The sequence below is a fragment of the Wolbachia endosymbiont (group B) of Ablattaria laevigata genome, from assembly GCF_964277395.1.
Taxonomy (GTDB): Bacteria; Pseudomonadota; Alphaproteobacteria; order Rickettsiales; family Anaplasmataceae; genus Wolbachia.
Genome location: NZ_OZ195519.1, coordinates 216,332 through 238,906 on the forward strand (window position 1 = coordinate 216,332; position 22,575 = coordinate 238,906).

A 22,575-nucleotide genomic window follows, 5' to 3' on the forward strand; every position below is an offset into this window, starting at 1 on the left:
CGTGTAACTAAGCGATGGTTTTACATAAGAATTCAGTAACCAGTGAATCAGTAGCAGCCGGTCATCCAGACAAAGTAGCAGACCAGATTTCAGATGCAATACTTGACGAATACCTTTTTAATGACTCTTCCTCTCGTACTGCAATAGAGACTTTAGTTACTAAAGATAATGTTATTATAGCTGGGGAAGTATTTGGGCCGAACATTGAAAATAGCAAGATTGAAAGTATTGTACGGAATACAATAAAAGATATTGGTTATGAGCATGATGGTTTCCACTGGGAAACAGTGAAAGTAAATATATTACTACATGAACAATCAAATGACATTGCAATAGGTGTGGATCAAGGTGCTGGGGATCAGGGCATAATGTATGGCTATGCAACAATAGAGACAGAAAGCCTCATGCCAGCACCCATTTTTTATGCACACTCGATTCTGAGAAATATCATGAGTATGGTCAAAGAGGTAAAGCTTGGTCCGGATGCAAAATCGCAAATCACTTTGGCGTATGAGAATAACCTTCCAGTGCGTGCTGAAAGTATTGTTGTTTCAATACAGCATCTTGAGGATCTGAGTCAATCGAAAGTGAAGGAAATAATTTATCCTTACATAGCTTCATCTTTACCTGAAGGGTGGATGTGCCCTAAAGAAAATCTCTTAGTCAATCCAACAGGTAGATTTGTTATTGGCGGACCAGTTGGTGATTGTGGATTAACCGGACGAAAAATTATGGTTGATACTTATGGAGGCTATATTCCACATGGTGGAGGAGCGTTTTCTGGAAAAGATGCAACAAAAGTTGATAGATCCGCAGCTTGTATGGCGAGATACCTTGCTAAAAATATTGTCTTTGCAGGTTTAGCTGAACGTTGTCTTGTGCAGCTTTCTTATGCAATTGGTGTCTCAAAACCTACTTCATTTTACATTGATACATTTGGCACGAATACAATAGATGAAGAGAGGATTAAAGGGTTTATTGAAGGTAACATAGATTTATCAACTAAAGGCATAATAAGACATTTATCACTTAATCGTCCTATATATAAACGTACAGCCTGCTATGGGCATTTTGGTAAAGAATCGGAAAGTGATGGTGGATTTTCTTGGGAAGGTGTGGACTTATCTACTGATTTTTGTAAAGAATTTAATATAGAAGAAAAAAAGAGAGAATTTCTTTAAACTATTAAACTCTTTTATTTCTAGCTTGATACTGATATAATAACTTATTATTAAATTGTAAGTAACTTTTTAGTAATTATACCAGTTTTAATATTTATGGGACTTACAAGATGTCCGACAAACCAAAAGAAGAATTTTACGATATTGCTGTAAGAGAGTCATCTGGCCTTATTGAAAAAATAATAAAACATCCTTTCAATGTTGAGTTGATGAATAATACGCTAGATTATGAAAAGTTCAAATTTTATCTTCAGCAGGATTTTTTGTATGTAGTAGACTGCACTCGTGCTTTATTGATTATTGCAGCTAAATTTAATGACGTTGAAATAATGAATAAACTAGTTTGTGTAGCTGTGGGTACTTTTGCCACACGAGATTACTATAGAGAACATTTTGCAGATTGCGATTTGTCTGATAGCCACAAAAAGTCGAAGTCTTGCTCAGCTTTTACTAACTTCTTTGTACGTGTTGCACATCACAATTCTGTTGCTGAAGGTTTAGCAGCTTCTTACCCGTGCTTTTGTATATATCAAATAGTTGTACGTCATATTGCGAAAGGTAAAACTGTTGCTGATAACAAATATCAAAAATGGATAGATTTTTTTAACTCTGATGCAGCAAATACCATGATTGATGATGTAACTAACATTATGAACAGTCTATATAAAAAATCCAATGATAATGAGCAAAGGAATATGTTAGAATTCTTTCGTAGTGGGATGCAGCTTGAAATGGAATTTTGGAATGAGATATATTATAATGCAGGTTGCGACTTAGAATCTAATATAGAGTTACTCGTGTCAGAACTTTGATTTTGAGTGTTTTGCATGTTTAGTAATATAATTAAGAATTGCTATGGATCAAATCTTTTAAGAGATTTAACTAATCATCCTTTTAATGTTGAGTTGATGGAAGGTACTTTAAATATAGAGAACTTTAAATTCTATATCCAGCAAGACACGTTGTTTTTAGACGATTACATTCGTACCATATTGATTATTGCGTCCAGAATAGAAGATTGTAGTAATGTAATTCCACTTGCCAAAGTAGCGCAAGGGTCAATAGCTGTTAATAAGTTCTTGTGTGATCACTACTTTACTATATACGGTGTGAGACGAGGAAAAAAATCTCCTACATGTTTTAATTTTACCAATTTTCTTTTGTCTGTCTCATATAGTGATATCTATGAAACTGTAACAGTTTTATATTCTTGCATGTTTATATACAAAACTGTTACTGATAGTATGAAAAGTGGGTTCAAGGAAAATAACAGGTATAAGGATTGGTTTGATTTTTATAGTGGTAGTTTAATGGAGTATGGGTGCACTACTTTAGAACATATTGTTGATGAGTATTGCCAAAAAGTAGGAGAAAAAGAAAGAAGTAGAATGCTTGAGTTATTTAGGATAAGCGCACAATTTGAGTTAGATTTTTGGAATAGCGCATATAATTTTTCAGAATTTGATCGAGCTTTTAAGAAATATTGACAATTTTAAGCTAATTTGTATGCTTGGTACGTATTTTTGAAGATGATATGAAAAGTAAAGGACATGATTTTCATTTAGTGGATCCAAGCCCCTGGCCAATTGCTATATCAGCAGCAATTTTTGTTCTTGCACTTGGGTTAGTTGGTGTATTTCATAAACAAACTTCTGGAATATTTGGTTTAGTTTTAGGAATCTCTGCAGTATCAGGTGTACTGTTTTATTGGTGGAGAGATGTAATAAGAGAAGCAATTTATGATAAATGCCATACTGCCATTGTAAAACATGGACTCAAGCTTGCAATGTACTTATTTATCCTCTCGGAAGTTGTGTTTTTTATAGCGTTCTTTTGTTCATTCTTTAAAGCCTGGCTTGATCCGGTTTTTTTATTTGAAGCGTTTTCTCCTACAAAAAAAGTTGAATGGCCTCCTGAAGGGATTTTACCACCGGATCCATGGTCGTTACCATTCATGAATACACTAATATTATTACTTTCTGGTACAACAATTACCTCAGCACATCATTTTTTACTTGAAAATGATAAAAAAAGCATGATTAAAATGCTGTCTATAACTATATTGCTTGGGATGTTCTTTATAATAGTGCAAGCAATCGAATATCATGAAGCAAGTTTTTCTTTACGAGAAACAGGAGAAAAACTTATCTATACATCCAACTTTTACATGATTACTGGTTTTCATTGTGTGCATGTTATAATAGGTATAATATTTTTGTCAGTATGTTTATTTAGAGCTCGAAAAGATCAATTTACACCTCAAGATCACTTATGCTTTGAGTTTGCTTCTTGGTATTGGCACTTTGTCGATCTAGTCTGGATATTTTTATTTCTGTTTATTTATTGGTTAAGCCTTTATTAAGTGATTAAAATAATAGGTCTAGATCCAGGGATGAGTAAGACTGGTTGGGCCATTATTAGACTGGAAGAAAAGAATAATATTAAATTTTTGGGTGGCGGTACCATATCAACTGATGGTAAATTGGGTTTAGGTGAACGTCTACATATAATTTTTGAACAATTAAAGAAAGTAATTTTCCTATACTCTCCAAATGAAGCTGCTGTGGAAAAAATTTTTATTAATAAGAATCCAAAATCTTCGCTAACTTTAGGATATGCAAGAGCAATTGCAATTTTAATATTACGAATGACGGATTTACCCATGAATGAATATGATGCAAACTATATAAAAAAGAGCATTACTGGAAATGGTCATGCTGATAAGGGTCAGATTATATTTATGGTAAAGCAAATAGTTAAAAGCTCAAATATAAAATGTCACCATACTGCTGATGCTCTTGCTACAGCAATTTGTCATGCTTATACGAGAAATTCTTGTTTTATTGAGTAGTTTTACATGAATTCAGTTTAAAAAACTATTTGATGGCATTTATCTTATCCAATGTTCGTTGCAGAATAATACATGCAGCAATTTTATCATCTATTTTTTTTGATTTTGTGATTGATATTCCAGTAATTTTTAGTGCGTGAGTTGCAAGAGATGTTGATAAACTTTCGTCTTGTAGATATATGTTTATCTTACATTTTTTTATTATTTTATTTGCGAATTGGATTATTGCTTTACACCATTCGGTCTCTTGGTCATCTATTTTGAATGGTAGTCCTATTACCATTGATCCAGCTTCATTTTCTTTGAATATTCTATACAGATAACCTAAATCTTTGCTCATATTTCTTCTATAATATATACTATGAGCTGTAGCTATAAGCTGTGTTTTATCACTAAATGCTACGCCTATTTGTTTTTCTCCCATATCAAGGCACATTATACGTTTATCTCTTGGAATAGACTTTAGAAATTCATCTGGATTTCTATGTAGCATCTATGAAAACATAACTTTTGTACAATTGTATTTTTGTGACAGTAAGGTATGTACAGTCTACTGGCATGATAGACATTCATCATAATTAATATCTGTTTTTTGTTGCAATATTTCACTTTTTTTGAATATGTCATGTGAGACCTTGTCAGCTCTCTGCATTGATTGTGATCTGCAGTAATACAAGCTTTTTAATCCTTTTTTCCAAGCAAGCATATGTATTTTGTGTAAGTAACGTTTATGCACATTGGCAGGTAAGAACAGATTTACTGATTGAGATTGACAAATATAAGGAGTTCTATCACTTGCATGTTCTATGATCCATTGTTGATCAAGTTCGTATGCTGTTTTAAATGTCAGTTTTTCATGCTTGCTAAGAAAATCTAAATGCTGAACAGAACCCTCATTTGTTGAAATTGAGGACCATGTTTCATCATTGTCTTGATTTTTTTCTGCTAGTAGTTTTTGCAAGAATTTATTTCGTACTACAAATGAACCTGTAAGTGTCTTCTGTATAAATACGTTTGCTGCATACGGCTCTATTCCAGGAGAAGTGTTGCCTGCGATAATCGAAATTGAGGCAGTTGGAGCAATAGCGAGCTTATGTGTGAACCTTTCCATTAGATCGATTTCTTTAGCGTCAAGACATGGCCCTTTTTCTTCTGCTAATTTTTTAGAAACTACATCTGCTTGCTCGCGCAAATGCTTAAATATTTTTTTATTCCATTGTTGGGCTGTTACTGATTCAAAAGGAACCATTTTACTTTGTAAAAATGAATGAAAGCCCATCACACCAAGACCGATACTACGCTCTCTTATTGCGGAATATTTTGCTCGCTGTATTTCATTTGGTGCGTGGTTTATGAAATCCTCTAATACATTATCAAGAAAACGCATTATATCTTCTATGAAAAGCTCATTATCTTTCCATTTTTCGTAGTATTCAAGATTTACGGATGATAAACAACATACAGCAGTGCGCGACTTGTTCAGGTGATCGTAACCTGTAGTTAAAGTTATTTCACTGCATAGGTTTGACATTTTGATATCTAAATTGAGCTTTTTGTAAGGTTCTGGTTTATTGTTATTTGTTGCATTAAGAAAGATAATATAAGGTTCTCCAGTTTCAATTCTTGCTGTTAATATTTTAATCCATATATCCCGTGCTTTTACTGTTGAAATAACTTTATTGTTATGAGGGCTTATTAAATTCCATTCTTGATCATTCTCAACAGCTTGCATAAATTTGTCTGTTACTATTACAGCATGATGTATATTTAATGCTTTGCGATTTGGGTCACCACCAGTTGGCTTACGTAAATCTAGAAACTCTTCTATTTCTGGATGCCATACAGGAAGATAAACTGCTGAGCTTCCTCTTCTTAAGGATCCTTGGCTGATTGCAAGCGTCAGAGCGTTTTGTACTACGATAAATGGCACAATTCCTGATGTTTTACCGCTACCTTTGACACTTTCACCAATTGAACGTAAATTTCCCCAATAACTACCTATTCCACCACCACGTGCAGCGAGCCAAACATTTTCATTCCATAGATCAACTATTCCCTTCAAGCTATCTTCAGTTTCATTAAGAAAGCAGGAAATAGGCAATCCTCTTTTGGTACCGCCGTTACTAAGTATTGGTGTTGAAGGCATGAACCACAAGTTGCTCATGTAATCATAAAGACGTTGTGCATGTTTTCTATCATCAGAATAGTAATTAGCAATACGTATAAAGAGATCTTGATAACTTTCATTTTCTATTAAATACCTATCCAATAGAACTGCTTTTCCAAAATCGGTTAATTTACTATCTTTTGCGTAATTAATAGTAATGTAATTCATAAGGCTCCTTTTATGATAATATAGAAATTTATTTGAGCGATTTCTCGATTAAGTTGTTGAATTTGTTTGTGGATGTTGTAATGCAAATAAGATACCATCAACCTGACTGCCATATATTTTACAGTAACTCATTTGACTTATTTGCATATTTGTTTCTTTTGCAACATGCTGAATATAATCTTCTGAATGACGAAAATAATCTCCTTTGTTTACAAAGTCAATACCTTTACCTTCCTTTCTTCTTACTAAACATACAATAACCCCTTTTTTGTTTGTCAATCCTTTTGCTAGTTCCAATTCTGCTAGAAAATCATGTAGATAGTGTAGCACTTCAGCAAAGATAATTACATCATACTGCTGGTTCTTCTCTTGTTTAAGAAACTCTTTCATTTCTGTATGTATTAACTCATTGTAAACAGGTTTACCTTTTATAAGACATCCTCTTGCAATATTGAGCATTCTATTTGAGATGTCAACTCCTGTTATGCGACTTCTAATATTATTTATTTTTAGGAAGTGACCACATATTCCAGTACCGCAACCAAGGTCAAGTATATTCAGTTCAGAAGTGGAGTTGTGAAAGATTTTTTTGATTATCATATGTACTAGTTCATGTCCTCTGTATTGTTTGGCAATTAGCCAATGCTCAACAAAATATTCACCTGTGTAATCAAAATATTGCTTTATGAGATTTTCAGGCAATTCCACGATATCTGATGTGTTTGTTATTTTCTTTATATAGTAAGAAGCTTCTTTATGACTACTATCTAATTTTAGTGTCTTTGTTAAATAATTATAAGCTTTATTAGTATTTCCTACTGCAAAATGACATCTTCCAATATTATACCAGATTATAGGTAAATTGGGGTAGAATATGCTAATTAACCAAAATCTTAACTTTGCATCTGATATATTACCTTTATAGAAGTGATATAACCCGATTTCAATGTTGGTATTTAACAGGTTTTTAGATTTTTCAAGAAACACTACAATTTCTTTATGGAGAGTATTGTATTTATCCATAATGAAATTTTTTACTTTTTTAATATTTAATAAGCCAGTGAGCTTAGATATACAATTTAAAGCAAAGTTTTTTATAAAAGATAGATTACTTTTCATACATTAGAAATACTCCAAATGTTCATTTTCATTTTTAGGTAACTAATTTTAACACATTTTATCTTACAAAATATCTTTTTCATTAATTTTTCTGTACATATCAATTTGTCGAATATTTCTCAGATTGTACTGTTTTAGATTGCTGGTATATTGTTGTTGATAATAATAGGTAAATGTTTTGTGTAAAAAGGCGTTGACATATGATTTATCAGATTGTAACATATAAAAGATTAGTTTTTAGATGTTTGAAAAGTTTTATGGTAGAGATTATTTAATCTCAATTCAATTGTAAGTTAATATTTAACTCTGCATATTCTACATATAGTCAGATAAATAAATTATTAAGAGCACTTGATGGATGCCTTGGCGTTAAGAGGCGATGAAGGACGTGGCAGGCTGCGATAAGCTGTGGGAAATTGTCAACAAATTTTGATCCGCAGATTTCCGAATGGGGAAACCCAACTAGCTTGGCTAGTTATTATATACTAAGTATATAAAGCAAACTTGGTGAACTGAAATATCTAAGTAGCCAAAGGAAAAGAAATCAACCGAGATTCTGTTAGTAGTGACGAGCGAAAGCGGAAAAGGCTAGTGATTTAAAAATAAGAATTAGAATACTCTGGAAATGGTAACCATAGAAGGTGATAGTCCTGTATAAATAGAAAGTTTTTAAATCCTTGAGTAGAGCGGGGCACGTGAAATCCTGTTTGAATATGGGGGGACCATCCTCCAAGCCTAAATACTCCTTAACGACCGATAGTGAACAAGTACCGTGAGGGAAAGGTGAAAAGAACCCCGGGAGGGGAGTGAAATAGAATCTGAAATCAAGTGCTTACAAACAGTTGGAGCTCTATATCAATTTATTGATATTTAGAGTGACAGCGTACCTTTTGCATAATGGGTCAGCGAGTTAATCTATGAAGCAAGCTTAAGCCGGTAGGTGTAGGCGTAGCGAAAGCAAGTCTGAATAGGGCGTTTAGTTTTATGGATTAGACCCGAAACCAAGTGATCTAGTCATGACCAGATTGAAGGTATGGTAAAACATACTGAAGGATCGAACCAGTTAATGTTGCAACATTATTGGATGAGTTGTGATTAGGGGTGAAAGGCCAATCAAACTTGGAAATAGCTGGTTCTCCGCGAAATCTATTTAGGTAGAGCGTTGTATGTATGTTGTTGGGGGTAGAGCACTGGATAGACTAGGGGGATTCATCATCTTACCAAATCTAACCAAACTCCGAATACCAACAATTAATTATACAGCAGACACACTACGGGTGCTAAGTCCGTGGTGGAAAGGGAAACAGCCCAGATCACTATCTAAGGTCCCAAAATTACAGCTAAGTGGGGAAGGAAGTGGAAAAACCATTACAGCTAGGAGGTTGGCTTGGAAGCAGCCATCCTTTAAAGAAAGCGTAACAGCTCACTTGTCTAAATAAGTTTTTCTGCGCCGAAAATGTACCGGGGCTAAAGCTGTATACCGAAGATGTGGGTGCTTATTGATTTCGATTAATAGGCGCGGTAGCGGAGCGTTCCGTAAGTCTGTGAAGGTGGTTTGTGAAAACTGCTGGAGATATCGGAAGTGAGAATGCTGACATAAGTAGCGTAAAAGAGTGTGAAAAACACTCTCACCAAAAATCTAAGGGTTCCTACGTTAAGTTAATCTGCGTAGGGTTAGTCGGTTCCTAAGGCGAGTCCGTAAAGGAGTAGTCGATGGCAATTAGGTTAATATTCCTAAACCTCTTAAGTGTGACGGGTTTTGTATTTGTATAGGTCTTATTGGATTGATCTATGCTTAAAAGAAGCTCCAGGAAATAGCACTTATATTTATGAGGCCGTACCGTAAACCGACACTGGTGGATGAGTAGAGTATACTAAGGTGTTGAAAGAATGATGTTGAAGGAACTCGGCAAATTATACCTGTAACTTCGGAAGAAGGGTAACCTGCTTTTAGGCAACTATGAGTAGGTGGCACAAAATAGGGAGTAGCGACTGTTTACTAAAAACACAGGACTCTGCAAACACGTAAGTGGAAGTATAGGGTCTGACGCCTGCCCGGTGCTGGAAGGTTAATAGGAGGGGTGCAAGCTCCAAATTGAAGCCCCAGTAAACGGCGGCCGTAACACTGACGGTCCTAAGGTAGCGAAATTCCTTGTCGGGTAAGTTCCGACCCGCACGAATGGCGTAACGATTTCTCCACTGTCTCCAACATCATTTCAGCGAAATTGAATTCCCCGTGCAGATGCGGGGTACCCGCGGTTAGACGAAGAGACCCCGTGCACCTTTACTATAGCTTTACATTGCTATTAAAAGTGTGATGTGCAGGATAGGTGGGAGACTTTGAAGTTATGGCGCTAGCTATAATGGAGTCAACCTTGAGATACCACCCTTTACACTTTTGATATCTAACTATGTTTCATTATCTGGAACTAGGACATTGTATGGTGGGTAGTTTGACTGGGGCGGTCGCCTCCTAAAAAGTAACGGAGGCGTGCGAAGGTAAGCTAGAGCTGGTCGGAAATCAGCTTGATAGTACAATGGCATAAGCTTGCCTGACTGCGAGGCTGACAAGCCAAGCAGAGACGAAAGTCGGTCATAGTGATCCGGTGATTCTGTATGGAAGGGTCATCGCTCAACGGATAAAAGGTACGCCGGGGATAACAGGCTGATGGTGTTCGAGAGTTCATATCGACGACACCGTTTGGCACCTCGATGTCGACTCATCACATCCTGGGGCTGGAGAAGGTCCCAAGGGTTCGGCTGTTCGCCGATTAAAGTGTTACGTGAGTTGGGTTTAGAACGTCGTGAGACAGTTCGGTTTCTATCTGCCGTGGGTGAAGGAAATTTGAGAAGATCTGACTCTAGTACGAGAGGACCGAGATGGATATACCTCTGGTGTACCAGCTGTTATGCCAATAGCATCGCTGGGTAGCTATGTATAGATGGGATAATTGCTGAAAGCATATAAGCAAGAAACCCTCTTCAAAAAAATTTCCCAATTAAGGCCGTGGGAGACTACCACGTTGATAGGCTAGGTGTAGAAGCATGGTAACATGTGAAGCTAACTGGTACTAATAGCCTGATTGATTTATTTGCTTTCTATATGTGCATATGCAGTGTTAAATATTAAATTGAAATTTGTTAAGTCAGAAATTTTTATTGACTTGGTGACTATAGCAAAAATGAACCACCCGATCTCATCTCGAACTCGGAAGTGAAACTTTTTAGCGCCGATGATACTTAAAAAGGGAAAGTAGGTCGTTGCCAAGTTTATAAAAATTTCTTTTTATTTATATCTGTTCAGTAGAGCGATGAAACAAGGTAAACATAGAGTAGCTATGAGGTAATATAACTGATCTTTTAGAATTTTGCGAAAACTTTAAAATAAAAGTAGAAAATTTAAAAGTAGAATTTGTCACCTATTTGCAAATGAGGAGGAGAGATAGCAATATTTAACAAATCATCAAACAATTGATCTTCCGAAAATCAAACTTTATATAATTGAATATTAATTAAGTTGTTGGAGATGAGGAGAAAGAAGAAGTAGCAAACTACCAAAAAGCAGATACATTTGGTCCAATAGTTAGGTGATAATTGTAGCACTCAGTGGATTTTATAAAAATTCAAAACGTGAAAATTATAAGTGATGTTTTTAATGTGAATTGAAAGCGTATCAAATAGTGAATATAGAATTCCCTCAAAATGCAAAAAGGTGTATGAGCAAATCGAATAAGAAAAGTGAGGTTTTGCGCATCAACGTGTTATAATAAAGGTAAACTTGGTTAGTGCTGAAGCAATACTGCAAGTTTTAAAGGAAAAGAAGATTTAAAAGACAGTGTATGTTGCAATCGTAATAGTCGCTGACAGGTACTTTGAAACATAGCTGGACTATTGAAGTTAAAATTCTGGGCTGTTACTTAAAAAACGCATCCACTGAATTATTTATGCTAAAAAAAGCTTTATTAAAAAATGAAACAGAAGTATAAGAAAGTTGCAAAACGTATAAGGTATTACTTGAAGCTACCTATCTGAAGCAACTGGAGCTTTTCAAGTTGCGAAAAATATTTTAAAATCTGAAAGAATAATGTGAAATTTTTTAAGTAAACCAGAAAGTATTCCACTATCACGCTGAACAGCAAATTAGGCATTATATCGTTTACTGTAAAAGCTCATATTTTACGTAATCAGAGCTAGGAACTTGAAAGGATAATTTCATTATACTTAACATGGAAATAAAGAGAACTATACAATCCCCTGCCTATCGTTTCTTGAACTACTCCCTTGAACGGGTACTTTTACTTTTATCAAACCATTCTCTTATTGTAATAAGTTGCTTCTATATTCAAATTTAGCAACTTCCCTGTAGGATTATCCTTATTTTGTTCTAAGTATTGGCTTTGTTCAAATGCCATTCCCCATTGTGTACGATAGCTAGACTTTCTATATTCAGAAAAACTCTCTTCAGCATTATTTGTATCGAGCTTTTTATCTTGTTTTCTTATACTCTCTACCATCAAGCACCCACATCTATTAATTTATTTTAAAAAGTTTACTTATCTTATCATAAAAAATATATCTGTAAATACTTTAGTGAAAATTTCTTCTTATTTTATCTTTCTTTAAGCAAATATTGAGGTCTTTTTGTAAATTTTTATAGCCTGCTTGCATAATGTTTTTATGGGTTAGTATTATGTAATAGTATCCTACATTACTTATATTAGAAATGCTAACTTTAGCTAGCATTCGTAATTGCCTTTTTATTTTATTTCTTTTTGCTGCTTTTCCGACTTTTTTACTGATAGCCAGACCTACTCTAATAACATGAATATACTTTTCAGGTTCTCTTTCTTTTATAGCATATAGTGATATATATACCCCTCGATAAAAAAGACTGTCAGGTGCTAATCTGTTTTTAAAAGCAAAGGAAAACTCTTTTTTTTTATGCTTACTATGCGCATAATTTATTACACCCTAATGAGCGACGCTTATTAAGAATTTTTCTTCCAGCTTTTGTTGACATACGTGAACGAAATCCATGTTTGTGCTTTTTTTTTAAATTTTTTGGTTGAAATGTTCTTTTCATTGTTTTTATATTAATATAACTATTTATTTTAAATTATTTTGCTCTATTGTCAAATAATGGTCAACTTCTATGGCATTCTTGTTGAATAAAATTTGATATATGGAAAAATGAATTTAATTATAGGCGTACCTGTTTTACTAATCCTTTTATTTTGTTTGAGTAAGTTTCAAGCAGTAAGTAAAGTTAAGTCTTATATATATTTGAGTTGTATGTGGATGCTACCTTGTTTGTTAGCATTCTATGATGGTTATTTTATAACTTCTATTTCTATAGCGTTACTTTTTTTTATGCTGATTTTTATCTTTAAAGGTAAAAGAAATAAGATGGTAAAATTTTTGTTATTTATGGCTTTAGCAATATCACTTTTTATCACTTTATTTATAATGCTATCTATTTTTGTTCAGTCCATTTCTTTTTTTAATAAAGTAGCTATTTCAGAATTCTTATTTTGCTTAAAATGGAAGCATAATGTAGCTATTATTGGTGAAGGAGAGGTGGGATGTTTTGGTATAGCGCCACTTTTAGTGGGGACATTACTTATAACTATTGTAGCAATGTTAGTTGCGGTGCCGCTTGGTTTATTTTCTGCAATATATATTAGTGAGTATGCGAGTGAAAAAGTGCGTTATGTTATTAATACAGCCTTACAGGTTTTGTCTGCTATTCCTACTGTTGTATATGGATACTTCTCAGTTGTATTTTTGTCTTTTTTTATAAAGCAGGTAGCAAATTTTTTTAATTTAAGTATACACTCAGAAAGTGCTTTGATTGCTGGTTTATCGATTGGAATAATGATTCTTCCTTTTATTATTTCTTTGCTTGAAGATGCTATAAGATCTGTTCCAAAAAGTTTACGTTATGGTTTTATGGCGCTTGGCGCAACACCAGCGGAAACTATATGGCATATAACAATACCTTATGCAATGCCTACAATTTTAAGTGCAGTTTTATTATCAATTTCAAGGGTGATAGGTGAAACAATGATTGTACTAATGGCTGTGGGAATCAATGCAAATTTGACCTTTAATCCTCTCAATTCAGTTACTACTATCACTGTACAAATTGCTACATTACTTACCGGAGATCAGGATTTCAATAGTGTGCAAACTCTTGCTGCTTATGCGCTTAGTTTGGTGCTGTTTGTTATTACTTGGCTATTAAATGCATTTGCACTATTTATAATGAAACGTAACTAGTAAGTGTTTTAATATTGCAAAATTTCTGTTAATAATATAGGATTTATTTTCTTTAGAAGTTCTTTTATAGAATTTAGTGTTAGGTGATGAAAGAGATGAGTACAGGTAAAGTAGTTAAAATAACTCAAGCAGTTGTTGATTTAAAATTTGAAGACGGGTTGCCTAAGATATTTAATGCTTTAAAAAGCAAACTAAAATGTAAGGGCAAGGAGCTAGTTTTAGAGGTTTCACAACATATAGGTGACAATGTAGTTCGTTGTATTGCTATGGATAGCACAGATGGTATGTCAAGAGGTGATGAGTTTGTTGATACAGGTGCACCAATATCAGTTCCGGTTGGACGCTCAACTTTAGGAAGGATTTTTAATGTTGTAGGAGAGCTTATAGATGAGTGTGGTCCGCTAAAAGGAAAGTATAATTTAGAACCTATACATAGATCACCTCCAAGTTTTACTGAGCAGAAGATACAGGAAGAAGTTTTAGTTACAGGAATAAAGGTTATAGATCTTCTTGCTCCTTATCTTAAAGGAGGAAAAATTGGCTTATTTGGTGGAGCTGGTGTTGGTAAAACAGTTCTGATAATGGAGCTGATTAACAACATAGCAAAAGCTCATAAAGGATTTTCTGTGTTTGCTGGAGTAGGAGAGAGAACGCGTGAAGGTAATGATCTTTATAACGAGATGATTACTTCGAATGTAATAGATATAAATGAGCACGAAAAATCTCAAGCCGTTTTGGTTTATGGTCAAATGAATGAACCTCCTGGAGCAAGGGCTAGGGTTGCTTTAACAGCACTAACTATGGCGGAGTATTTTCGTGATCATGAAAATCAAGATGTTCTATTTTTTGTAGATAATATCTTCCGTTTTACTCAAGCTGGCTCTGAAATTTCTGCTTTGCTTGGAAGAATACCGTCGGCTGTTGGTTATCAGCCAACTCTTGCGACTGATATGGGCGCTATGCAAGAGAGAATAGCCTCAACTACTGCTGGTTCTATTACTTCTGTACAGGCTATATATGTTCCTGCAGACGATTTGACCGATCCAGCTCCAGCAACTACATTCTCTCATCTTGATGCAACCACAGTGTTGTCAAGGCAGATAGCTGAAATGGGTATATATCCTGCTGTTGATCCACTTGACTCAACTTCTCAGTCTTTATCTGCTGAAATCATTGGTGAAGAGCATTATAATGTGGCTTCTGAAGTGAAACGTATATTGCAAACTTATAAGTCGCTGCAAGATATTATCGCAATACTTGGTATGGATGAACTATCTGATGAAGATAAAATTATTGTTGATAGAGCTCGTAAAATTCAGAAGTTTCTTTCTCAACCTTTTCATGTTGCGGAGGTATTTACTGGCATGTCTGGCAAATTTGTTTCACTTTCTGATACTATTTCTAGTTTTAAAGGAATTATTGAAGGTAAATATGATCATCTGCCAGAAGCTGCTTTTTATATGGTGGGAAGTATAAGTGAAGCAATAGAAAAGGCTGAATCAATAAAAGCTGAAGTTGGAGCCGGACATTAAAGATTATGAACACTTTTAAGGTGCAATTTTTTTCTCCTGATAATCGAATTTCATTCGATGAAGTGGTTTCGCTTTCAGTGAATGGGCTTGAAGGAGAGCTAGTGATTTTAGCTTACCATTCTCCTTACTTAATTTATTTATTGCCTGGTATAATTACTGCTCAAATGAGTAACCAGACAAAGGAAAAAGTTGTAATTGATAATGGTATATTAGAGGTTGCAAATAATAATTGTAGCATTATAACGAATCAAATTCAGGTTTTTGATCATTTGACTCATGATGAGGAATCATTAAAAGATAAGAGAGTTGGTATATATTTAAGTTATCTTGATGTCAAATCTCTTTAGGGGCTCTTTTTTGTTCAAGAAATAAGTCTACTCTTGTCATCTCAATGTTTGTCGTTCAAGTAGCTGACACACAACTGTACAAACATTATGGTTAAGGGAAGATGTCATTCCAGTATCTTCCTTCTTGTCGTCCCAGTGCGTGACACTGGGATCCAGATATAAAAAGTATTTGCAAATTATGCAGTAAACAATAGTTCTTAAGAACATATGTCAGAAACAATGTCCAAAAACTAGATCCCAGTGTCTAGGCACTGGCATGACATTATTTATTATGTGCCGTATTGCAATGTTCGTACAGCTATGTGTCACACTACTCGGATGACAAGAGGGGCTACTTGAATAAAGAAGCCGCTGGTCTCATGTGCATCTTTAAACATTTCCACGCTGACTTTGGCTACACACCTTTGAGGGACTGCTGATTAAGTCTAGAAGTGAATTACAGTGATCGCTATGAAATGCGCTATCAAGGCTTAAAGACCTAGATTTTTTTTCTGAATCATCAATTTTCTCTGTAAGCTGGTAAAACATTTTTGAATTATTATCAAAAACTTCCTTTTTATTAACAAGTACTTGATCAATTACTGGACTTAACAGTTCTACTTGACTATTTAAGTATTGCACTGTACCTTTTAGCTCTTTTCTTTCTCCAGTTATTCTTTCAATTTCCAGAGCTTTATTTCCAATTATTTCTGTCAAGTGCTCATTACATTCTTCCAATTCTTTAATCTTTGTCAGTAATTGATTCTCTTTTGTTTCTTCTCTCTTCTGCGACAACTGTTGCTTATACTTCTTAATTTGCTCATCTTTAAGCTCTACCTCGTTCTTTAACCCTTCATATTCCTGCTTTAGCTGATCTACCTCTTGTTTATAAGATTCCAGATTTGTGTTGTACTTATCATCTAAGCGTAGAATTGTAAATTTTAAATTCTGTATATCTTTCCAATTTTCATTTAATATATCTTCTGCTTCCTCTTCCGCTTTTTTAAACTGTTTCAATTTATCTTCCAGTTTTTCATTTTTTGCATTAGCAATTGTTAACTTTTTCTCTAGATCTTTCTTTCCTTCATGTGCACTTTCAAGTTCTTGTATTTTCTCTTGCAGCTCTGTTGACATATTTGCTAGTTTTTCATTTTTTTGTGTCAGTTCGGCTTGCAATTTTGCATTTTTTTGCTTTTCCTCTCCAAGTTCATTCTGTAAATCACTATTATGCTTTTCAAATTCTTGCTCAGCCTTGTCGAGCCTATATTTTAAATTCGTTAAGCGCTCATTCTCTTCGATCATTATACGTTCTGATTGCTCGCTCTCTATCTGCAATGTATCTTCCAGTTTCTTATTTTTTACATTGGCAACTTCCAGCTTTTTCTTCAGGTCTTTCTTTTCTTCATATGCACCTTCAAGTTCTTGCGCTCTTTCTTGCAGCTCTGTTGACATATTTGCTAGTTTTTCATCTTTTTGTGTCAGTTCAGTTTGTAATTTTGCATTTTTTTGCTTTTCTTCTCCAAGTTTATTCTGTAAATCGCTATTATGCTTTTCAAATTCTTGCTTGGCCTCTTCGAGCCTATGCTGTAAATTGTTCCTCAGTTCATTTAATTCTCTAATTTCTTGCTCAGCCTCATCGAGCCTATATTGTAATTTATTCTTTTGCTCGTTTAATTCTCTAATTTCTTGCTTTTCTTCTCCAAGTTCATTCTGTAAGTCACTATTGTGCTTTTCTAACTCTTCAAGTTCTTGTTCAGCCTTGTCGAACCTATATCGTAATTCGTTCCTCTGCTCATTTAATTCTCTAATTTCTTGCTCAGCTTTTGTAAGCTTTTGATCTAGTTGTTGTGAATTAACTTCTGTTTGAGTTGCAATTGCCTGAGTTGCAATCTGCTGTGGATTAACCTCTGATACATTGTTGCTAGTGAAAGAAAGAATAGGATTGCTTTTAGCATCATTTTCAAGATCTTTCATCTTTTCATCTTTATTGATTACGATATGTTCATTATTTTGCAGATTAATAACAGCTGGAGCATCTTTATTCTTCTCCAATAATGCTTTGACAGCGTCATGTAGAGAGAGACCTTGAATATATAATTCTTCATTTTGTCTTATTAATTCCAAAAACTCCTCAGGTGGCGATTCAAAATCTTTACCATTAAACTGTAGTACTTTAGTTATACCAGAATTACTTACATTCATAACCATAGTACAGGTAAAAGTTTTCCCATCCTTGTCCTGCACAGGCCAAGTGCTTGTCATTTCATAATATGCACCCTCTTTAAATTCATAATGTCTTTCCTTACCTTTTCGGTAAGCGTATATGTCATGCTTTTTATCGCAATAGATATTCAATGTGCTAATATCCCTTTCTTGCTGTAAGATATCACTAATTCTTATTGGCTCACTTCTATTGTAATTAATAAGATTAATGTTTAACACCTTATCAGAATTGTTAGTTTCTACATAAAAAGCTCGAAGGTCTATGTCTTTGTCTCTAAAATACTTACTTACAGCTTTTTTTGCCTGATTTGCTAATTCTATAAAGTTTTTTTTAAAGCTCTTGTTGAAAGATAGATCTATATATGCTTGCTTAAAATTTTCATCATTTGTTAAATCCATGAGCAAGTCATAAACCTCCCATTTTTCCTGACAATGTTCTTCTAAAACAGTAATGCTATTTTTTCTTTTCAGCTCTGCTAATATGTTTTTCAATGTCGGGAAATTTGTTGACATAGTATACCCCTTATTACTATTGTTCTGATAATATATTTACTTTAGGAGTGATTAACTCCTTTTATATTAACCTTTTTAGTTGAATTTAATTGCGAGCGTTAAACTCGAACTTAGTCATTTTGTTTATTGTTCCTCACTACCTATTTGTGTTACTATACTAATAGTAGCACTAAGTTTTAGGCTATGCAAGAATTTCTATTGAACGTAAAGCTAGTAAACTTCAGAAATTGGTTATGCTAATTTTGTTAATAAAATGCAACCAATTAAGGAAAGCGCTATACTGTGTCTCAGTGCAATATTTTCTTTCCTAACGGACTGAAAATTGAGTTGAGTTAAAAATCCGATTTTATTTAATACTTTTCAAAGATGACAATATTTTGTAAAAATAGGTTTTTAATAGGACAATAATATGGAAATTTTTCTTGATAGTGTTGATTTGAATGAAATTAAGGAGCTAAAAGAGTTCATTGATGGCATAACAACTAATCCTTCTTTAATAGCAAAATCTGGACATAAAGATAAGTACGAAGATTTAGTAAGCGAAATATGTTCTATTATAAAAGGGCCTGTTAGTGTTGAAGTTGTTGCAGATAGCCATGAAGATATGGTTAAGGAAGGCCTTAAGTTAGCGAAAATCGCTAGTAATATCGTAGTAAAGTTACCCCTTACACATGAAGGATTAATTTCTTGTAAAAAGTTGTGGACAGAACATAAAATACCTGCTAACATTACATTATGTTTTTCTCCTGGACAAGCACTGTTTGCCGCTAAGGCCGGTGCTTGTTTTATTTCTCCCTTTGTTGGTCGCCTTGATGATATAAGCTATGATGGCTTATCGCTAATAGAAGATATATGCACTATATATTCTAATTATAATTTTAAGACAAAAGTTCTTGTTGCATCAGTAAGAAGTCCAGCACATGTAATAGAAGCTGCACGGCTTGGTGCTCATTCAATTACTGTGCCAGCAAAAATACTTAGACAGTTAATTAATCATCCACTTACTGATCAAGGGCTCGCAATATTTGAAAAAGACTGGGGCGTAAAACAATAAATGATATTGCTAAAAAAGACATAAAAACACAATAATTTATATAAAAAGGACATAGGTACCATCTGTCCTTTAAAGACATGTAGGTCAATGATATGCGTAATTCAGTGTTTTAAACATGATAGTCCTCCACTAATAAAAAAGATTGAGAAAAATGTATACAGCTACGACCGAAGTATAGCTAAAATATATTTTAACTGAAGATTATAGATTAGTTGAATTGAAAAGTCTGCAGACGAAGATAGATTCCGAGCTCTAGAACACCTTCACTGTGCATGGTAACAAAACTATTAGAGTTTGTCAAGTAATTTTTTACCGTAATTTTACGAACATGTCATTCCAGTTTTACGTACACAGCTGTACGAATATTGCAATACGGCATATAATAAACAATGTCATTCCAGTGCTTGACACTGGAATCTAGTTAAATTTATGACTATAAAAGTAATGTTAAAATGCAATGCTTCTAGTGATGATGGATCCCAGTGTCAAGCACTGGGATGACAAGAGAAGAAGCACTGGTTAGCCATGCATCTAAAAATTTATAAACAAAAGATTACACTTCACAACTTTGTGATGGAATAAGTTTTTCAATGCTGTTGACGCAAAACTCAGTTGTATTATTAGCTATTTCATCGAATTTATCATTTATATCCTTACCTATTTTTTCATCTTTAATATATTCATACAGAGCTAAAATAGCTATAGTTGAACATATTGCGATGAAACCAACTTTTGCTGTAATAAGTAATGATATCCCACCTGCAAGTATGGACACTGCTCCAATAGCTAGGTTTATAATTTTATTTTGTGTTGATTGATTCTCTTTATCCTCTAAAACGTTTGATATTGCTTTTGAGGCAATTTTTATTGCTATTGCTGTAGTTGAGATTATAACAAACATCATAGCTATTTTTGCTAAGAGAAAAATTGATGGTAGCATTATTACAAGAAACAGTGAAGCACCTCCTATAAATAACCATTTCTCATTTATTTTTTTAGACTGATCTGTATTATTAGGCATTGCAACCCTCCACTTTCATTAACAGTTTATTCATATAATATGAAACATGCGATAGTCAAGATGTTTTTGTGTGGAGAAGCTTGCGATTGAGTTTTGAAGAGCTTTAGCTTTACAAGATGGTAGATTTGGTGATTATCGTAAGATTCTTGCAGTCATTTTAGTGGGAAGAATTTGTAAAATATGAAAAAATAACCGCCAGAAAATTGGAAACGCTATAACTTTCTTTCCTTTAAATATACTTTTTAAAATATATGCTGCAGCTTTTTCTGGCTCCCATATGAAGGGAAGTGGTTTATTAGACTTAAACATATCTGTTTTTACTGGCCCTGGCATTATGGTGATAAACTTTGTGCTACTGTTAGCATATTGGATTTTTAGTGATTGAAAACAACTTTTTAGTGCTGCTTTGCTGGCACAGTATGCAGAAGCATGTGGTGTTGCATGCATAGCAACAAGAGAAGATATAACCGCAAAAGTTGCCAAGGAATTATGATGAATCCATTCTTCAATCCAGTTGATAACTCCAAAATAATTGGTTTCAAATGTTTTTCTATGAATGTTGGTATGAAACTTATCTTCTATTTCGCCACATCCTGCATTAAGAAAAAAGAGATTTGGTATAATATTTTGCTTTTTTAAAAAATCAGACGAGTTTTTAATATTTTCACTTTTGCTTACATCACATGTTATAGGTAAAAAATTACTACCTAATTCTTCTTTTAATTTTTCCAGTTTTTCAGTGCGCCTTGCAATGCCAACCACAAATCATCCATCTTTAATGAGCAACCGTGCTAGACTTTCTCCAATGACAGATGATGCTCCTGTAATGAGACAAGTTTTTCTATCCATGTGAATTTATATAACATGAAGTATGAATGTAATGACTATTGCCTATTCACACAAGTTAAGTTTGCTATAATTTTGCTAAATAATAAAAAAAGAAAGCTACTTATAATTTTGAATTTTATATAAACTTAAAGGGAAATTTAGTATTTGCTTACTTGTAATTTAAAATTCTTATATAATATTTTAAATGAGTTGAGAGAATTAAATGCAGGATGCAGCTTTAGTTTTACAAGATGGCAAGTGCTTTTTGGGAAAATCGGTAGGTAAAAGAGGCAAATGTATAGGTGAAGTTTGTTTTACCACTGGTATGACAGGTTATCAGCATACTATAACAGATCCTTCTTTTGCTGATCAAATAATAGCGTTCACTTTTCCTCATATTGGTAATGTTGGAATAAATCATAAAGATAATGAAGGAGAGAAAATTTTTGCAAGTGGTGTGGTTATGCGTGAACTTTCTCCTATGTCTCACTCTTCTTCATATATTAGTTTAAATGATTGGTTGGAGAAAAATAATGTAGTTGGGATATCGGGAATTGATACTAGAGCTTTGACGAGATATTTGAGAAAACATGGATCTCAAAATGGAATGATATGTCCGTCAAGTGAGGCACATATATTAGATGAATTGAAGAAATACAAATCTGTAAATGGAATAGAAATAACTAAGAAAGTCAGTTTAAGTAATAACTTTCAAAGCGTTCTTAATGCAAAATATAGGGTTGTAATTGTTGATTTCGGTATAAAAAATAGTATAATCTCACGCTTAGTAGAACTTGATTGTACGGTTGAATTAGTCAAACCAGATACAGGTTTTGCTCACAAAATATTAAGCATGAATCCAGATGGTATAGTGCTTTCAAATGGCCCTGGTGATCCACAAGAGATAGGAGAGAGTGTAATTTCAGAAATAGAAATTATTGTGAAATCTAAAATACCAGTTTTTGGCATATGCCTGGGCCATCAATTACTTGCAGTTACTTTGGGAGCAAAGACTGTCAAGATGGATATTGGTCATCGAGGGAGTAATCATCCAGTTTATGATCTGGAGAGTAAAAAAGTTGAGATAACTAGCCAAAATCATGGTTTTGTTGTTGATTCAGCTTCTCTTCCAAGTAACGTTGAAGTTACTCATATTTCTCTATTTGATAATAGTGTAGAGGGGATAATGATGAAGGATTACCCAGTCTTTTCTACTCAATACCATCCAGAAGAAGCGCCAGGTACACATGATTCACATTACTTATTTGGGCGTTTTATTGACAATATTTTGTTATATAAAAGTAAAATCTAAC

At 33.9% G+C, this 22,575-nt stretch carries 19 protein-coding genes, 2 rRNA genes and 1 pseudogene; 13 read left to right on the forward strand and 9 right to left on the reverse strand.

Translation table 11 applies throughout. From position 1 onward, the window contains the following. The first annotated feature begins 14 nt into the window (after window positions 1-14). From metK to ruvC, 5 genes are all read left to right on the forward strand, one after another. Window positions 15-1,181: a methionine adenosyltransferase gene (gene metK / locus ACICP1_RS01075; RefSeq protein WP_353281663.1), complete on the forward strand. Its 1,167-nt coding sequence runs from the start codon at window positions 15-17 to the stop codon at window positions 1,179-1,181. 110 nt (window positions 1,182-1,291) lie between these two features. Next, the gene (locus ACICP1_RS01080; RefSeq protein WP_395460925.1) at window positions 1,292-1,993 is read left to right on the forward strand and encodes a TenA family protein; all 702 of its coding nucleotides are present in this window, start codon (window positions 1,292-1,294) and stop codon (window positions 1,991-1,993) included. 15 nt (window positions 1,994-2,008) lie between these two features. Beyond that, window positions 2,009-2,668: a TenA family protein gene (locus ACICP1_RS01085; protein ID WP_395460926.1), complete on the forward strand. Its 660-nt coding sequence runs from the start codon at window positions 2,009-2,011 to the stop codon at window positions 2,666-2,668. Between the two features lie 47 nt (window positions 2,669-2,715). After that, a complete protein-coding gene (locus ACICP1_RS01090; protein WP_395460927.1) occupies window positions 2,716-3,543 on the forward strand; it encodes a cytochrome c oxidase subunit 3 in 828 nt (275 codons plus the stop codon). Beyond that, window positions 3,544-4,032 carry a crossover junction endodeoxyribonuclease RuvC gene (ruvC, locus tag ACICP1_RS01095; protein ID WP_395460928.1) on the forward strand — a complete coding sequence of 163 codons (489 nt, stop codon included), beginning with the start codon at window positions 3,544-3,546 and terminating at the stop codon, window positions 4,030-4,032. It begins immediately after the preceding gene. A gap of 25 nt (window positions 4,033-4,057) precedes the next feature. Here ruvC and ruvX read toward each other — a convergent pair whose 3' ends face one another. Genes ruvX through ACICP1_RS01110 form a run of 3 tightly spaced genes read right to left on the reverse strand, consistent with a single transcriptional unit; the run spans window position 4,058 to window position 7,486 of the window. Then, complete coding sequence (gene ruvX / locus ACICP1_RS01100) at window positions 4,058-4,525, reverse strand: Holliday junction resolvase RuvX (RefSeq protein ID WP_353278306.1); 468 nt, start codon at window positions 4,523-4,525, stop codon at window positions 4,058-4,060. 57 nt (window positions 4,526-4,582) lie between these two features. Further along, a complete protein-coding gene (locus ACICP1_RS01105) occupies window positions 4,583-6,367 on the reverse strand; it encodes a ribonucleoside-diphosphate reductase subunit alpha (protein WP_264682313.1) in 1,785 nt (594 codons plus the stop codon). A gap of 48 nt (window positions 6,368-6,415) precedes the next feature. Continuing rightward, window positions 6,416-7,486 carry a methyltransferase domain-containing protein gene (locus tag ACICP1_RS01110; protein WP_264682315.1) on the reverse strand — a complete coding sequence of 357 codons (1,071 nt, stop codon included), beginning with the start codon at window positions 7,484-7,486 and terminating at the stop codon, window positions 6,416-6,418. Window positions 7,487-7,817: 331 nt separating this feature from the next. On the opposite strand from ACICP1_RS01110, the gene ACICP1_RS01115 reads away from it, so the two are divergent. The 3 genes and pseudogenes from ACICP1_RS01115 to ACICP1_RS01125 form a co-directional block, all read left to right on the forward strand. Then, a 23S ribosomal RNA gene (locus ACICP1_RS01115) occupies window positions 7,818-10,582 on the forward strand. A gap of 67 nt (window positions 10,583-10,649) precedes the next feature. After that, window positions 10,650-10,756: ribosomal RNA gene (gene rrf / locus ACICP1_RS01120) — 5S ribosomal RNA — on the forward strand. 191 nt (window positions 10,757-10,947) lie between these two features. Beyond that, a pseudogene (locus ACICP1_RS01125) lies at window positions 10,948-11,667 on the forward strand (IS66 family transposase); the annotation flags it as partial. Between the two features lie 123 nt (window positions 11,668-11,790). Here the strand turns inward: ACICP1_RS01125 and ACICP1_RS01130 are convergent. The 3 genes from ACICP1_RS01130 to rpmH form a co-directional block, all read right to left on the reverse strand. Further along, a complete protein-coding gene (locus ACICP1_RS01130; protein WP_353278303.1) occupies window positions 11,791-12,000 on the reverse strand; it encodes a hypothetical protein in 210 nt (69 codons plus the stop codon). 73 nt (window positions 12,001-12,073) lie between these two features. After that, on the reverse strand, window positions 12,074-12,451 hold the full coding sequence (gene rnpA / locus ACICP1_RS01135) for a ribonuclease P protein component (RefSeq protein ID WP_080589533.1): 378 nt from the start codon (window positions 12,449-12,451) through the stop codon (window positions 12,074-12,076). Next, the gene (gene rpmH, locus ACICP1_RS01140) at window positions 12,435-12,569 is read right to left on the reverse strand and encodes a 50S ribosomal protein L34 (RefSeq protein ID WP_010404613.1); all 135 of its coding nucleotides are present in this window, start codon (window positions 12,567-12,569) and stop codon (window positions 12,435-12,437) included. Before rpmH ends, rnpA begins: the two co-directional genes overlap by 17 nt. Window positions 12,570-12,676: 107 nt before the next feature. Here rpmH and pstC point away from each other — a divergent pair, with 107 nt between their 5' ends. The 3 genes from pstC to ACICP1_RS01155 all read left to right on the forward strand — a co-directional run bounded on the left by pstC (window position 12,677) and on the right by ACICP1_RS01155 (window position 15,644). Beyond that, complete coding sequence (gene pstC, locus ACICP1_RS01145) at window positions 12,677-13,765, forward strand: phosphate ABC transporter permease subunit PstC (RefSeq protein ID WP_264375924.1); 1,089 nt, start codon at window positions 12,677-12,679, stop codon at window positions 13,763-13,765. A 95-nt stretch (window positions 13,766-13,860) separates the two neighbouring features. Beyond that, window positions 13,861-15,297, forward strand: a complete 1,437-nt coding sequence (gene atpD, locus ACICP1_RS01150; protein ID WP_264374808.1) for a F0F1 ATP synthase subunit beta — start codon at window positions 13,861-13,863, stop codon at window positions 15,295-15,297. A gap of 5 nt (window positions 15,298-15,302) precedes the next feature. After that, a complete protein-coding gene (locus ACICP1_RS01155) occupies window positions 15,303-15,644 on the forward strand; it encodes a F0F1 ATP synthase subunit epsilon (protein ID WP_012482002.1) in 342 nt (113 codons plus the stop codon). A 369-nt stretch (window positions 15,645-16,013) separates the two neighbouring features. Here ACICP1_RS01155 and ACICP1_RS01160 read toward each other — a convergent pair whose 3' ends face one another. Next, on the reverse strand, window positions 16,014-18,359 hold the full coding sequence (locus tag ACICP1_RS01160) for a hypothetical protein (RefSeq protein ID WP_395460929.1): 2,346 nt from the start codon (window positions 18,357-18,359) through the stop codon (window positions 16,014-16,016). A 409-nt stretch (window positions 18,360-18,768) separates the two neighbouring features. Between ACICP1_RS01160 and fsa the strand changes: the two genes are divergently transcribed. Continuing rightward, window positions 18,769-19,413 (forward strand): fructose-6-phosphate aldolase, encoded by a 645-nt coding sequence (gene fsa, locus ACICP1_RS01165; protein WP_007302527.1) that lies wholly within the window; start codon window positions 18,769-18,771, stop codon window positions 19,411-19,413. 553 nt (window positions 19,414-19,966) lie between these two features. Here fsa and ACICP1_RS01170 read toward each other — a convergent pair. Next, window positions 19,967-20,434 (reverse strand): hypothetical protein, encoded by a 468-nt coding sequence (locus ACICP1_RS01170; protein WP_010407187.1) that lies wholly within the window; start codon window positions 20,432-20,434, stop codon window positions 19,967-19,969. 132 nt (window positions 20,435-20,566) lie between these two features. Beyond that, complete coding sequence (locus ACICP1_RS01175; protein WP_264682331.1) at window positions 20,567-21,196, reverse strand: SDR family NAD(P)-dependent oxidoreductase; 630 nt, start codon at window positions 21,194-21,196, stop codon at window positions 20,567-20,569. A gap of 289 nt (window positions 21,197-21,485) precedes the next feature. On the opposite strand from ACICP1_RS01175, the gene carA reads away from it, so the two are divergent. Next, window positions 21,486-22,574 carry a glutamine-hydrolyzing carbamoyl-phosphate synthase small subunit gene (carA, locus tag ACICP1_RS01180; protein ID WP_395460930.1) on the forward strand — a complete coding sequence of 363 codons (1,089 nt, stop codon included), beginning with the start codon at window positions 21,486-21,488 and terminating at the stop codon, window positions 22,572-22,574. The last annotated feature ends 1 nt before the right edge of the window (window position 22,575 follow it).